The organism is Pannonibacter phragmitetus DSM 14782 (genome assembly GCF_000382365.1).
Lineage (GTDB): Bacteria > Pseudomonadota > Alphaproteobacteria > Rhizobiales > Stappiaceae > Pannonibacter > Pannonibacter phragmitetus.
In genome coordinates this window covers 185,835-199,453 of sequence record NZ_KB908221.1, presented here as the reverse complement: position 1 = coordinate 199,453, position 13,619 = coordinate 185,835, and the positions used below count along the sequence as shown (strand labels likewise).

The 13,619-nt window shown below is 62.7% G+C and carries 8 protein-coding genes and 1 tRNA gene; 8 read left to right on the top strand and 1 reads right to left on the bottom strand.

What is annotated here, in order from left to right:
- Positions 1-43 precede the first annotated feature (43 nt).
- Positions 44-120 (top strand) — tRNA-Met (locus tag H163_RS0112810).
- 613 nt (positions 121-733) lie between these two features.
- Here H163_RS0112810 and prmB read toward each other — a convergent pair.
- Positions 734-1,705, bottom strand: a complete 972-nt coding sequence (prmB, locus tag H163_RS0112805; protein ID WP_019964988.1) for a 50S ribosomal protein L3 N(5)-glutamine methyltransferase — start codon at positions 1,703-1,705, stop codon at positions 734-736.
- Positions 1,706-2,459: 754 nt separating this feature from the next.
- Here prmB and pglB point away from each other — a divergent pair.
- The 7 genes from pglB to H163_RS0112770 all read left to right on the top strand — a co-directional run bounded on the left by pglB (position 2,460) and on the right by H163_RS0112770 (position 13,612).
- Entirely contained in the window at positions 2,460-3,830 is a 1,371-nt protein-coding gene (gene pglB, locus H163_RS0112800; protein WP_026355800.1) for a polygalacturonase PglB, read from the top strand.
- A gap of 9 nt (positions 3,831-3,839) precedes the next feature.
- Positions 3,840-6,944: an alpha-mannosidase gene (locus tag H163_RS0112795; protein WP_019964986.1), complete on the top strand. Its 3,105-nt coding sequence runs from the start codon at positions 3,840-3,842 to the stop codon at positions 6,942-6,944.
- Positions 6,941-8,176, top strand: a complete 1,236-nt coding sequence (locus tag H163_RS0112790; RefSeq protein WP_019964985.1) for a CehA/McbA family metallohydrolase — start codon at positions 6,941-6,943, stop codon at positions 8,174-8,176. The genes H163_RS0112795 and H163_RS0112790 overlap by 4 nt, the downstream gene beginning before the upstream one ends.
- 39 nt (positions 8,177-8,215) lie before the next feature.
- On the top strand, positions 8,216-9,265 hold the full coding sequence (locus H163_RS0112785; RefSeq protein ID WP_019964984.1) for a LacI family DNA-binding transcriptional regulator: 1,050 nt from the start codon (positions 8,216-8,218) through the stop codon (positions 9,263-9,265).
- A gap of 144 nt (positions 9,266-9,409) precedes the next feature.
- Entirely contained in the window at positions 9,410-11,290 is a 1,881-nt protein-coding gene (locus H163_RS0112780) for an ABC transporter substrate-binding protein (RefSeq protein ID WP_019964983.1), read from the top strand.
- A gap of 149 nt (positions 11,291-11,439) precedes the next feature.
- Positions 11,440-12,426 (top strand): ABC transporter permease, encoded by a 987-nt coding sequence (locus H163_RS0112775; protein WP_019964982.1) that lies wholly within the window; start codon positions 11,440-11,442, stop codon positions 12,424-12,426.
- Positions 12,427-12,484: 58 nt separating this feature from the next.
- On the top strand, positions 12,485-13,612 hold the full coding sequence (locus H163_RS0112770; protein ID WP_051105386.1) for an ABC transporter permease: 1,128 nt from the start codon (positions 12,485-12,487) through the stop codon (positions 13,610-13,612).
- Positions 13,613-13,619: the final 7 nt, after the last annotated feature.

Sequence of the window (13,619 nt, the reverse complement as noted above, 5' to 3'; positions counted from 1 at the left end):
ACGCAGATAACAAATCAAAACTCTTCAACAACCACCCAACTAACGCGGGGTGGAGCAGCCCGGTAGCTCGTCAGGCTCATAACCTGAAGGCCGCAGGTTCAAATCCTGCCCCCGCAACCAAATCAAAAAAAACACACAAAACCTCGCCAAAAGCGGGGCAAAAATCGTTACTCCATAAACACATCTCAAAAAAGAACAAAACAGAAACAAAGAAAACAGAAAACGCGCGAAACAGCCCCTCTCAAATCAGAAAATCAATGAAAATCACGGCTCAAAAATAAAAGCTTGGCCTGTTCTCGCGCATGGCGGACACCGGATCCTCCACCCCCCAAATCAGAACAAACAGCCGCAGAAGCCGTCCCCACGCTAGCAGAAATCTCTCCGCCAAACCGGACGAGACCAGGGACGATGTGGGACAGATCCTCGATCTGACCCGCAATCAAATGCACAACACACCCCTCGCGCTCCAAACGCCCCGTCACGCGCAAAAGACGACCGCTAATGACGGCGCGGCGGAAAACTGTATAAACAGAGGGCGAAGGACGAAGAAAGGCTTGCAGCCACGTCCGCAGACAAAACCGCACGCGTTCCCTTCAACAAGGAAGGAGCTGAAGGCTCTTTGCTTTGATCTGCCCCAGCGTATTCCGGTTGGCCGCTTGCTTCTGCCAACTCTCAATGAAACAGATCCATCGAGAGTTGGCAAAGCCTTGAAGCTTCCGAAGTTGACCCGCCCTCAGCTCCACTGCGAGGTGGCGGGGAGCCAGAAGACTTCGGAGGCGGAATCTTCGGAATCAAGCCACAGGAACTCGCAGTCCGGATAGTCCTCGTCGAGGATCTCGTGGTCCTCGCCCATTTCGCAGAGCATGCCGCCTTCCGGGTTGAGGTGGGCGCGGCACTCGTCGATGATCCGGCGCACCAGGTGCAGCCCATCGCCGCCGCCGCCTGCCAGCGCCATCTGCGGCTCGTGCAGGAATTCGCCCGGCAGCACCTCCATCACCTCCGGCCCCACATAGGGCGGGTTGGTGATGATGAGGTCATATGTCTTGCCCTTGACAGGGGCAAAGAGGTCGCCCTGCAACAGGGTGATACGGTCCTCAAGCCCGTGATCGCGCACGTTCTCTGCGGCAAGGCTCAGCGCCTCGGGCGAAAGATCCACGGCATCCACCGTGGCATTGGGGAAGGCATAGGCGGCGAAGATGGCCAGCGAGCCGCCGCCGGTGCAAAGATCCAGCACGGAGGTGACCTCATAGGGATCACCAATGAGGCTCTGGGCCGGTTCCGAGCCGTCGAACAGCGGCGAGCGCAGAAGTTCGGCAATATAGGAGCGCGGCACCAGCGCGCGGGCGTCAGAGCGGAACGGCAGGCCCAGAAGATAGCTGCGGCCGGTGATGTAGGCTGCCGGAAGGCGCTTTTCGATGCGCAGCGCCAGCCGTTCGCCCAGCAGCGTCTTTTCCCGGTCGGTCAGGCGCGCATCGGCAAAGGCGTTGAAGTCGTCAACCGGCAGGCTGAGGCTTTCAAGGATCATGAACACCGCCTCATCCACCGCCGTTGCCGAGCCGTGGCCATAGTAGAGCCCAGCTTCCTGAAAGGCGCTGACGGCAAGCCTCAGTGCATCGCGCAGGGTCACCATCCCGGCCATTTCACGGCGCAGGTCCGGCTTGGTCAGTTCGGCAAAGGGGGCATTCAGCGGGGTGCCTTCGGGCATCTGGATATCCTTGAAGTGAGGCGGGCCAGCACCGGGCGCTGGCCTTGCAAGACGTTGCCCTGCTCTAGCGCATTTCGGGGGGAAGGGGGAGCCGGTTTCCGGTGGGGCCGTGTTTCCTTCCCCGCATTGGGGTGAGGGACGCACAAACACACATCATGTCATCCCGGTTTGGCGCGCAGCGGCAAGACCGGGATCCAGTACGCCCAGTGCGAGCGAGGTAAGCACCGGGAATACTGGATCCCCGCCTTCGCGGGGATGACAAGAAGAGCCGCTGCGGCAAAATGCAACCCGCATCTCCGCCCACCGCGCCGTCCCGGCCTTGGGCCGGGGCCTGTAAGGGATGCTCCGCCTCTCCACCGTCACCCCGGGCGGAACCAAGTGGAGACCCGGGTCTACTCGTTTGCAGAGAGGTGCCGTTACCGCGAGCCCTTCGGCAGGCCATTGACCCCTATATGCCTCACCGCTTCAAGCCGGCCATCTGCGCTCTGGAAGCGAGTGGGCCCCGGCTTGAAAGCCTGGGCGGCGGCCGAGGGAGCGGAAAGGCGGTGCGTTCCTCACAGGTCCCGGCACGGAGGCCGGGACGGCGTGGAGAGTGGGGCAGGGAAGCCAGGGAAACGATAGACTGTGAAATATTTTCATTCTTATTTCCGCAGCGGAATCTCTTTTGCTCTTTCTCCTGCCCTTGATTGCCGCAAAAAACCGTTTAATCCTTTTGCAAATTTCGCTGCTGGAGGGCGGCGGGCGGGAGGATGCTTTGCGCGAAGGTGAAAAATTATTTACGCCCGTTGAGGGCGACGCAACGGCTGCGCTGCAGGCGGCCATGGAGGCTGCTGCAGCAAATGGCGAGGCGCTGCGGCTGGCTGCGGGGCGTTATGCTTGCGCCGGACTGAGGCTGCCTTCGGGGCTTGATCTGCGTTTCAGCGCCGGTGCCGTGCTCGTCTTTGCCGAAAGCTATGAGGCCTATGCGGCCAATGAAGTGGGCATCGAGGCGGAGCAATCCAGCCGTGCCATGATCATGGCGAGGGATGCAGTGGATATCTCCATCACTGGCCCCGGCCTCATCAGGGCGCCGGGGCCTGCCTATGTCACGGGCCGTCTGGAGGATATGGGCACGCTCGTTCCTGCCGCTTCCCGCCCGCGCGTGATGGCGCTGGAAAACTGCAAGGGTGTGACGCTCACCGGCTTTTCCGTCGAAGCTTCACCCATGTGGACGTTGCATTTCGTGGAATGCGAGGAACTGCGCATCTCCGGCCTGTCGGTCGCCAATGATCTGGAAATGCCCAACACCGACGGCATGGTGCTGGATGCCTGCCGGGACGTGAGGGTGGAGCGCTGCCGCATTTCCACCGCCGATGACGGCATCGTGCTCAAGACCAGCGCCCGTCTGGACGGTGCACCGGCTGGTGCCTGCCGCGATATCGTGGTGGCCGATTGCGACATCGAAAGCCGCAGCTGCGCGCTGAAGCTGGGCACTGAAAGCCATGGCGATTTCGAGAACATCGAGTTCCGTGACTGCCGCATCCTTCGGTCCAACCGGGCGCTTGGCATCTTCTCCCGCGATGGCGGCAAGGTGCGCAACATTGCCTTCCGCCGTATCGGCCTGTCCTGCGGGGAAACGCCGGAAGGCTTCTGGGGCTCGGGCGAGGCGGTCACCATCACGGTGCTGGACCGCCGCCCGCTGGGTACTCCCGGCGGCAAGGCTGCGGGCGATGTGCGCGATGTGGTGTTTGAGGATATTTCCGGGCGCATGGAAGGGGCGGTGAACCTCATCGCCGACAAGCCCGGTGCCATCTCGGGTCTGCGGCTGTCGCGCATCCGTCTGGTGCAGGCCGACGGGGCCTGGCGCGGCCATTATTACGATGTGCGTCCCACCGCCGCCGATCTCGCCCCTTCGCCCGATGCTGCCGGGCGCGCCAATGCCTGGGTGAAGGGCGCCGATGGCAAGGTTATCGGCCTCGTGCCCTATCCGGGCGGCATGCCCGGTCTTTATGCCCACAACGTGGAAGGGCTGGTGCTGGAGGATATGGTGATCGAGCGCCCCTTGCCGCTGCCCGGTGGCTGGCATGCGCAGGAGCAGGTTGTTGTCTCCGGTGTGCCCGCCGTCTGGTCTGTCTACGGTCTTTGAGGAACCCTCGTGAGCAAGCTGATCCGCAAGCTGGACCATCTGCTGTCGCGTTTGCAGCAGAGGATCTACACCCGCACCGGCCACGAGGTGGCCTTGCGCTATTGCGCCGGGTCCTCTGAAACCCGCGCCGCCCTTGTTGCCTCCTCGCGCGAAGACTGGACGCCAGTCAGCCGGGATCTCGTCTGGGGCGAGCCGGATGGCTATTACTGGTTCGGCGGCTGCATCACGCTGCCCGACGAGTTGATCGGCCAGCGTCTTGCCGTGCATGTGGAGGCAGCTTTTGGCAGCGTCATGGGCCGGTCCGATCCGCAGTGCCTCGTGCGCGTCAATGGCCGCATCGTGCAGGGCGTTGATGGCAACCACCGGGAATTTCCGCTGACCGGTGAAGCCCGCCCCGGCGAGGCTTTCGACATCCTCATCGAGGCTGGAACCATCGAGGACCGGCGCCAGCTCGGGTTTGCCTGCCATCTGGTGCGCCATGACCTCGATGTTGAGGAAACCTATTACGATCTGCGGGTGCCGCTTGATGTGGCGCGGCTTCTGGCGGAGGATGATCCCCGCCGCTCCTTCATCCTGTGCCAGCTGGATGCGGCGGTGGATGCCATTGATCTGCGCCCCGGCAACGACGCCCGCTTCCGCGCCTCGCTGGCTCTTGCCCGCTATCATGCGGGCGAAATTCATGCGGCTCAGGATTTCGAGCAAAAGCCGGTCATCACCGCCACCGGTCACACCCATATCGACGTGGCCTGGCTGTGGCGGGTGCGCGAGACCCGGCAGAAGATGGCCCGCTCCATGGCCACCGCGATGACGCTGATGGACGAGTTCCCCGACTATCAGTTCATGTACAACCAGTGCGTCCTGCTCGACTATCTGGCGCAGGACTATCCGGAACTGGCGCAGCGCATTGCGTCGCGCGTTCAGGAGGGGCGCTTCGAGATCGAGGGCGCGCTCTGGCTGGAGCCGGATGTGAACATTTCCAGCGGCGAGTCGCTGGTGCGGCATATCCTTTATGGCGTGCGCTATCACGAAGAGACCTATGGCGTGCGCCCGCGCATGGTGTGGCTGCCGGACACCTTTGGTTATTCCGCTGCCCTGCCGCAGATCATGCAGCGGGCGGGGCTGGACACTTTCGTCACGCACAAGCTGTCGTGGAACGACACCAACCGCATGCCGGAGGAAAGCCTGTTCTGGCAGGGCATCGACGGCACGAAAGTCGCCGCCTATTTCCTGACGACGCAGCCGTATGACTCCAAGAGCATCGGCACGACCTACTGCCCCAACCTGAAGCCCACCCATGTGATGGGCACCTGGCGGCGGCACGGGCAGCAGCATCTCAGCAAGGAGCTGTTCCTCGTCTATGGCCATGGCGATGGCGGCGGCGGGCCGACGCGGGAGATGCTGCACAACATCCGCCGCATGGAACGCGGCATTCCCGGCTGCCCGAAGGTGGAGCATGCGCCCATGCGGCCTTTCTTCGAGCGGCTGCTGAAACGCATGGCGGAAAATCCGGAGAACTACCCCACCTGGGTGGGCGAGCTTTATCTGGAGTTTCACCGCGGCACCCTGACCTCCGTTGCCCGCAACAAGCGCAGCAACCGGCTGGCGGAAGCCGCGCTGCGGGAGCTGGAGCTGCTGGCCGTTCTGGCCACGCAGCATGGCGTGGCCTATCCGGCGGCAGAGCTGCGCCGCCTGTGGGACATCGTGATGCTGAACCAGTTCCACGACATCTTGCCCGGCTCCTCCATCGGCGCGGTCTATGAGGACAGCGACGCCGATTATGCGCGGCTGTTCTCGGCTGCGGATGAGCTGAGAGCCCACCTGCTGGCGGCGCTGCCGGGTGAGGGGGCGCAGGTGTTCAATCCGTCGGGCACGGCGCGCAGCGGGCTGGTGATGATGCCGGATGCCGGTGGCTTCATTTCAGGTCAGGCTATCGTGCATGCCGATGGCTCGGCGTCTCATGCGGTGCGGGTTGAGGCCCTGCCGCCGCTGGCGCTTGTCAGCCTGGAGGCCTACACGGCCCCTGCGCCGCTGGACGGGCTGGAAGTCTCGCCCGAGCGGCTTGCCAATGATCATGTCGAGGTGCTGTTCGATGAGGCTGGCCGCATGGCGTCGCTCCTCGACCGCAAGACCGGGCGGCAGGTTCTGAAAGCGGGCGCGAAAGCCAACCGGCTTCAGGCCTTCCGCGACATGCCCGCCGAATATGATGCCTGGGACATTGATGCGGATTTCGAAGATCAGGTCTTCGAGATCGACGATCTTGTCTCGGCGGAAGTGGTGGAGCAGGGCCCATTGCGGGCGGCCATCCGCTTTGAATGGCGGTATGAATCCTCGCGCATCGTGCAGGTCATCTCGCTGGAGGCTGGTGCCCGGCAGGTGGAAATTGACTGCTTCATCAGCTGGCACGAGCACAACACCCTGGTAAAGGCCGCCTTCCCGCTGGCGCTCAACATGGCGGCGATTGATGCGGAGATCCAGTTCGGCCACGTGCGCCGCGCCACTCACCGCAACACCTCCTGGGACAAGGCCCGCTTCGAGTGCTCCATGCAGCGCTGGATCGATGTCAGCGAGCCGGATTTCGGGGCCGCTTTCCTCAATGATTGCAAATACGGCTATGACGCGATCGGCAGCGATGTGCGGCTGACGCTGCTGCGCTCGCCCACCTGGCCCTGGGCCGATGCCGATCAGGGCGCGCATCACCTGCGCTATGCGGTGATGCTGCATGACGGGGACAAGGTGGTGGTGCATCAGGCGGCGGAGGCTTTCAATCTGCCGCTGCGCTTCGTTCCCGCTGCGGATAATGCCGCCAGCGGCTCTGCTGCCATGCCTTTCACGCTGGAGGGCGAGGGGGTCTGCATCGAGGCCGTGAAACAGGCCGAGGAGGGTGATGCCATCATCCTGCGCCTGTGGGAGGTTTCCGGCACCCGCCGCAAGGCGCGGCTGCGGCTGGACCCGGTCATCACCGCTGTCGCACGCACGGACCTTCTGGAGCGCGAGCCTGAAGCCCTGACGGTGGAGGATGGTGCTGTCAGTCTCTCTCTTGCACCGTTCGAAATCCTGACGCTCAGCCTGTCGCGGAGCGATGCCGCAAATTCTTCAATACCGAGCCTGACATGACCCAGCCGCTGCACGAGTTCACCCGCCGCATCACCGAGTTTCCGGAAGGCGAGAAGTCCTTCATCGAAATTCCCTTCACCGTCGATGACAGCATCGAGCGGATCGAAGTCAGCTATGTGTTTCCGGCCGGCAGCGGCGGCAGTGTCATTGACATTGGCCTTGCCCAGAACGGGCGCATGCGAGGCTGGTCAGGCTCCGAGCGGGGCCATGTGCATGTGGCGGCAGACCGGGCGACGCCGGGTTATGACCTTGGAGCCCTGCCGGGCCGCTGGGATGTGGTGCTGGGCATCGTGAAGATCGGCCCCAACTGCTACACGGACTTGCGGGTTCGCCTCGTGCCCAAGCGCAGGAAGTGGCTGGTGGGCGACATTCACAGCCATTCGGAACATTCCGACGGCGGCGTCACGGTGCTTGACGCTATCCACCGCGCCCGTGCCTCGCGGCTCGATTTCGTCGCCATCACCGACCACAACACCGTGTCGCAAAACATCATCCGCCCGGATGATCCGGACATTCTGGTGATCCCGGCGATGGAACTCACCTCTTTCTACGGCCACACCAATTTCTTCGGGCTGGAGCGTCCGGTGGATGACTGGCGCTGCCGCTCGCCGCAGGATGTGGCGGAGAAGATGGCGGAAGCCCGCTCAAAGGGCGCAACGGTGGTGATCAACCATCCTTTCCAGAACTCCGATGGCGGCCGCTGGCAGGCGGGCTTTGATGTGGCCTTTGATGCCATGGAAATCTGGAACGGCAACTGGACGCCGATGAACCAGCAGGCCATTGATTTCTGGCAGGAGCTGCTTTGTGCTGGACGCCGGATTCCGGTGACGGCGGGCAGTGATTTTCACCTCAAGAACCGCCGCCGTCATGGCCACCCCTCCAACCGGCTGCTGGCGGAAAGCCACACGATGGCAGGCATTCTGGAGGCCATCCGCGCCGGGCGCAACGTGGTGGCCGCAGGGCCAGATGACCGCATGGCAAAGCCGGCTGATGAGGCAGGGCCGCAATTCGGCGAAGAGGCGCGGGCAGGGCAGAAACTGGCCACAACCTTCACCGGCCTTGCAGCCGGAGACGAGTTGCGCGTGATCACGGACAAGGGCGTGGTTGAAACGCTTCCAGCGGCTGGTCATGAACTCACCCATGAGACAGCTTTCGCCAGCCGGTTCTTGCGTTATGAGATCTGGAATGGTGGCGAGCCGAGGCTCTTCACAAATCCCTATTACGCAGGCTGAAAGCCGCACGCGCTGCTGTGTGCTCTGGGAGGAGCTGGCATGGAGAAGAAGACGCCGGGCAAGGTCGGCATCAAGGATGTCTCGCAGGAGGCGGGCGTTGCGCTCAGCACTGTCTCGCATGTGCTCAACGGCACGGCGCCGATCAGTGCCGAGGTGCGTGCCCGGGTGCTGGATGCAGCCCGCAGGCTCGGGTATCTCGCCAAGCGCCAGCAGAAGGGGGCGATCGCTTCGCTCTCGACGCTCTATCTGGCCGTACCCAACGCCAATCTGCCGCATGTGAACACCAACCTCTTTTCCTGGACCATGCTCTCGGGCCTGACACGGGAGTGTGAGCGCCGGGCCATCAAGCTGGTGCCGCATGCAAGCCAGGGAGACCTGAGCGCGCCGGAGATCATTTCCGGCGCACGTGCCTGTGGCGCCGATGGCATCATTCTGGTGCACGACCACACACCACGCCTGATCAAGGGGCTGGCCGCGTCCGGCGTCGCCACGGTGCTGCTCAATGGCGATGATCCTTCCATGTCCATCGACACTGTGGTGCCGTCCAACCGTTATGGCGCGCGGCTTGCGGCGGACTGGCTGCTGTCGCGCGGGCATCAGCGCATCCTGCATCTTACCTGGCATGGCCGCAGCACCATCCGCCGCCGTCTGGACGGGGTGCGAGACGCCCTGCTGGCCCGGGACCTTTCGCCCGAGGCCTGCGAAGTGCTCTATGCCGATGGTTATGAACCCGGTCACGGGGAGGCGGCGCTGTCGCGCTTCATCGCAGCCCGGGGTGGCTTGGGCGGCAACACGGCCATCTTCTGCGCGGCCGACAATCTTGCCATCGGTGCGCTCAATGCACTGCGCGCTGCCGGGATCAGCGTGCCGGGGGAAGTCAGCGTCATTGGCTTTGACGGAGTCACCATCGGAGAGCTGACGACGCCGCCGCTGGCCACCGTCCGCGTGCCGCTGGAGCATCTTGCCGCAGCCGCCGTGCAGACGCTGGAGAACCGTCTGGCGATGCACCAGCCAGATTTTCCGCCTGTCCGGACCGAGCTTGCCTGTCAGCTCATCATCCGTGAAAGTGCGGGTGATGCCAGCAGTTGAATGAAATTATTTTTATTCTTGAAATTGAGCTTTCAATGCGTGATCGTCTCCTTCATTGAATTGTCCAGAAGATAAATGCTGCGTTTGCGGCAATGCTTCTGTCTCTGGGAGGAGATTGGGATGAGGATATACGGAAATATTTTCATGACTCTGTCGGCGGTTCTGCTGACAGGCTCTGCCATCAGCTCTGCCTATGCATTCCAGGAATCGCCGATGCTGGAGGCGCTTGTGAAGGAGGGCAAGCTGCCGCCGGTGGATCAGCGCCTGCCGGAAACGCCGGCCGTGATCGAGGCGGCTGAGGTTGGCCAGTATGGCGGCAACTGGCAGCGCGCCTACAAGGGGCCGGGCGACCGCTGGGGCCCGACCAAGCTCATGGAAGAGCGCGTGGTGAAGTGGGGCCAGAAGACCGGCGGCCCGCTGGAGCTGGTGCCGGGCTATATCTCGTCCTATTCGGCCAGCGACGACTCGCGCGAGTTCACCTTCTCCCTGCTCAAGGGGCTGAAGTGGTCGGATGGCGAGCCGGTGACCACGGAAGACGTGCGCTTCTGGTATGAGGATGTCTATCTCAACAAGGATATTCTGGCCGAGATCGACCAGACGCTGGCCCCCGGCGGCAAGCCGATGAAGCTGGAGATCATCGACGAGCAGACTTTCAAGGTCAGCTTCGAGGATCCCTATCTCTACTTCCTTGAAATCCTCGCCAAGGATTCCACCGGCAACCCGAGCCTTGACCGCCCGAGCTTCCTGTTTCCCAAGCACTATCTGAAGCAGTTCAACAACAAATATGCTTCGGAAGAGGAGCTGAAGGCGGCGGCTGCGAAGTTCGGTGTCGAGAAGTGGAGCGACCTGTGGGGCTCGCGCGGGGCGGCAACCGCCTGGTGGCAGAACCCGGACCTGCCGGTGATCACCGCCTGGAAGATCGAGACCCCGGCTCCGGCCGAAATCGTGACCATGGTCCGCAACCCCTATTATTACGCTGTCGATCAGGCTGGTAACCAGCTGCCTTACATCGACCGCATCACCCACAAGCTGTTCAACGATCAGGAAGCCTTCAACCTGATGATCGTGCAGGGCCAGATCGACATGCAGATGCGCTATGTCGAGCCGCAGGACTTCACCTTCTACAAGGAGAACGAGGCCAAGGGGAACTACACGGTCCGCCGCTGGACGCAGGCCCAGACCTGGGCGCTGGTGCCGAACCTCACCGTCAAGGATGAAGTGCTGCGCGGGCTGTTTGAGACGCCGGAGTTCCGGCAGGCGCTCAGCGTTTCCATCGACCGCGAGACGGTGAACGAGCTGATCTTCTCCGGCCTTGCCGAGCCCCGTCAGGCCTCTCCTGTCACCGGGTCGCCGAATTTCGATCCGGAGCTGGAAACGCACTGGGCCGAGTATGATCCAGATCTGGCCAACGAGCTGCTGGACAAGGCCGGGCTCGACAAGCGCGATGCCCAGGGCTTCCGCCTGCGCCCGGATGGCAAGCGCCTGTCCATCGTTGTCGAAATGCAGCATGCCAATGGTCCCAAGACCATGGAAATCATCGCGGGCAATTTCAAGGATATCGGCGTCGAGCTGCTGCCGCGCATCATCGACCGGACCCAGTGGGACGCGAACCGCGACAACAATGACTTCCAGATGCAGTGGTATCCCTTCGACCGCCTGTCGGTCGTGGCGGCTGACCCGCGCATCATGATGGGCAATGATTCCTACGCCAACCAGTATTACATCTGGTACTCGACCAAGGGCGCATCCGGCATCGAGCCGCCTGCAGATCACGCGATCCGCAAGCTCTTCGAGGATTGGGACAAGGCGGCCAAGGCTGCAAGCCGGGCCGAAGCCGATGGCGCGCTCAACGGCCTGATCAAGACCTTCGTCACCGAAGGCTGGGTCATTGGCGTGGTCGGGGAACTGCCTGCCATCACCATCGTGAAGAACAACTTCATGAACTTCCCCGATGACCTCATCGAGGATGACATCACCCGCGGGATCGGCCTTGGTGTGACCCAGCAGATGTGGATGAAGCAGTAGCGGCAACTGCGGCTGCAACGTTCAGACCGGCACCCCCGATGCCGAAGGGCAGGGGGCGCCGGATCCGGTCAATCTGAAATCCTGTTCCTGCCCGCGTGGCAAACCGCCGGTCTCCATGGTGAGGCTGCGTGCGGAACTGGAGGGTGTTCATGCTTGGTTATATCTTGCGGCGTCTGGCCTGGGCCGTGCCCACGCTGATCTTCGTCTCCTTCATTTCCTTCCTTATCATCCAGTTGCCGCCGGGCGATTTCGTCACGGCTTATGCGGCGCAGCTGCGCAATGGCGGGGAATACATCACCGAGGCGGAAGAGGCGCTGATGCGCGCCCAGTTCGGGCTCAATGATCCGCTGCTGGTGCAATACTGGCGCTGGATCTCCAACATCGTCTTCTACGGCGATTTTGGCCGGTCGCTGGAATGGAATGCGCCCGTCAGCGACCTGATCTGGGACCGCCTCGGGCTGACGCTGCTCATCTCCACCCTCAGCATGATCTTCACCTGGCTCATCGCCATTCCGGTCGGCGTCTATTCCGCCACCCGGCAATATTCCATCTTCGACTATGTGTTCACGGTCTTCGGCTTTCTCGGCAAGGGCGTTCCGGATTTCCTGCTGGCGCTGATCCTGATGTGGACCGCCTTTGTCTGGCTCAACATGGATGTGGGCGGGCTGATTTCGCCGCAGTTCGAAGGAAAGCCCTGGGATCTGGCCAAGATCATCAACCTGCTCGAGCATCTCTGGATTCCGCTGGTGGTGCTGGCCACGGGCGGTGCAGCGGGACTGATCCGCGTCATGCGCGCCAACATGCTGGACGAGTTGCGCAAGCCCTATGTGGAAACGGCTTACGCACAGGGCTTCACCGAGCGCACTGTTGTCTGGCGCTATCCGGTGCGCGTGGCGCTCAACCCCTTCATCTCCACGGTCGGCTGGGCGCTGCCCGCGCTCTTTTCCGGCGACGTGATCACCGCCGTGGTTCTGAACCTGCCCACCACCGGCCCGCTGCTGCTGCAGGCGCTGAAGATGCAGGACATGTATCTGGCCGGCAGTTTCATTCTCATTCTCAGCGTCTTCACCGTCATCGGCACGGTGGTGTCCGACATCCTGCTTGCGCTGTCCGATCCGCGCATCCGGTTTGCATGAGGAGCAAGGCCATATGACCCAGACCCTCGACCAGACGCTGTCCACCACGCCCGCCGAGATGCCGGTCCTGCCGCCGCTTGCCCCGCGCGAGGAGGTGATGGGCGGAGAGCTTTCGACCGCAAAGCAATGGACGCTCATCTGGTGGCGTTTCCGCAAGCACAAGCTCGCCGTCATCTCGCTTGTCTTCATGGGCGTGCTCGGGCTGCTGGCGCTGTTTGCCGATTTCGTCTCGCCCTACCGGCCTGAAACGATCAGCCGCCTCAACACCTTTGCCCCGCCCAACATGGTGCATATCTTCCATGAAGGCAGCCTGCACCGGCCTTTCATCTATCCGCTGGAGCGCAAGCGCGATCCGGAGACCGCGCGGGTGATCTATCAGTCCAACACGGAAAAGCCGCTGCCCATCCGCTTCTTCGTGGAAGGGGAAAGCTATCACCTGCTCGGGCTTTACGAGACGCGGGTGCATCTCTTCGGTGTCGAGGACCGCAAGCAGCAGATCAACCTCCTGGGCACCGATTCCCTGGGCCGTGATCTCTTCACCCGGCTTCTCTATGGCGCCCGCGTCACCCTGTCCGCCGGCCTCATCGGTGTTGCCTTTGCCTTTGTTCTCGGCCTCGCGCTGGGCTCTGTGTCGGGTTACTACGGCGGCTGGATCGACGGTGCCATCCAGCGGCTGATGGAGTTCATCCGCTCCATCCCGACGATCCCGCTGTGGATGGGCCTTGCGGCAGCGCTGCCTATCGCCTGGGACCCGCTGTTCGTCTATGTGCTCATCACCATCATCCTGTCGCTGATCGGCTGGACGCATCTGGCCCGTGTGGTGCGCGGACGCTTCTTCTCGCTGAAAACGGAAGACTATGTGCTGGCGGCGCGGCTCGCGGGCGCTTCGGAATACCGGATCGTCACCCGCCACATGCTGCCGGCCATGACCAGCTACATCATTGCAGCCGTGACGCTTGCGATCCCGGAGATGATCCTGGGTGAAACCGCACTCAGCTTCCTTGGTCTGGGGTTGCGTCCGCCGGTCGTCAGCTGGGGCGTGCTGCTGCAGGACGCCCAGAATCTTCGCACCATTTCCCTGGCCCCCTGGCTTCTGGCCCCGGGCGTTGCGGTCGTGCTCGTTGTCCTCGCCTTCAACTTCATTGGCGACGGCCTGCGCGATGCCGCCGATCCTTACGGCCACTGAGGGGGAG

Coding starts and splice junctions, on each gene's coding strand:
- prmB (WP_019964988.1), bottom strand. CDS start 1,705: ATGCCCGAAGGCACCCCGCTGAATGCCCCCTTTGCCGAACTGACCAAG.
- H163_RS0112790 (WP_019964985.1), top strand. CDS start 6,941: ATGACCCAGCCGCTGCACGAGTTCACCCGCCGCATCACCGAGTTTCCG.
- H163_RS0112785 (WP_019964984.1), top strand. CDS start 8,216: ATGGAGAAGAAGACGCCGGGCAAGGTCGGCATCAAGGATGTCTCGCAG.
- H163_RS0112780 (WP_019964983.1), top strand. CDS start 9,410: ATGACTCTGTCGGCGGTTCTGCTGACAGGCTCTGCCATCAGCTCTGCC.
- H163_RS0112775 (WP_019964982.1), top strand. CDS start 11,440: ATGCTTGGTTATATCTTGCGGCGTCTGGCCTGGGCCGTGCCCACGCTG.
- H163_RS0112770 (WP_051105386.1), top strand. CDS start 12,485: ATGCCGGTCCTGCCGCCGCTTGCCCCGCGCGAGGAGGTGATGGGCGGA.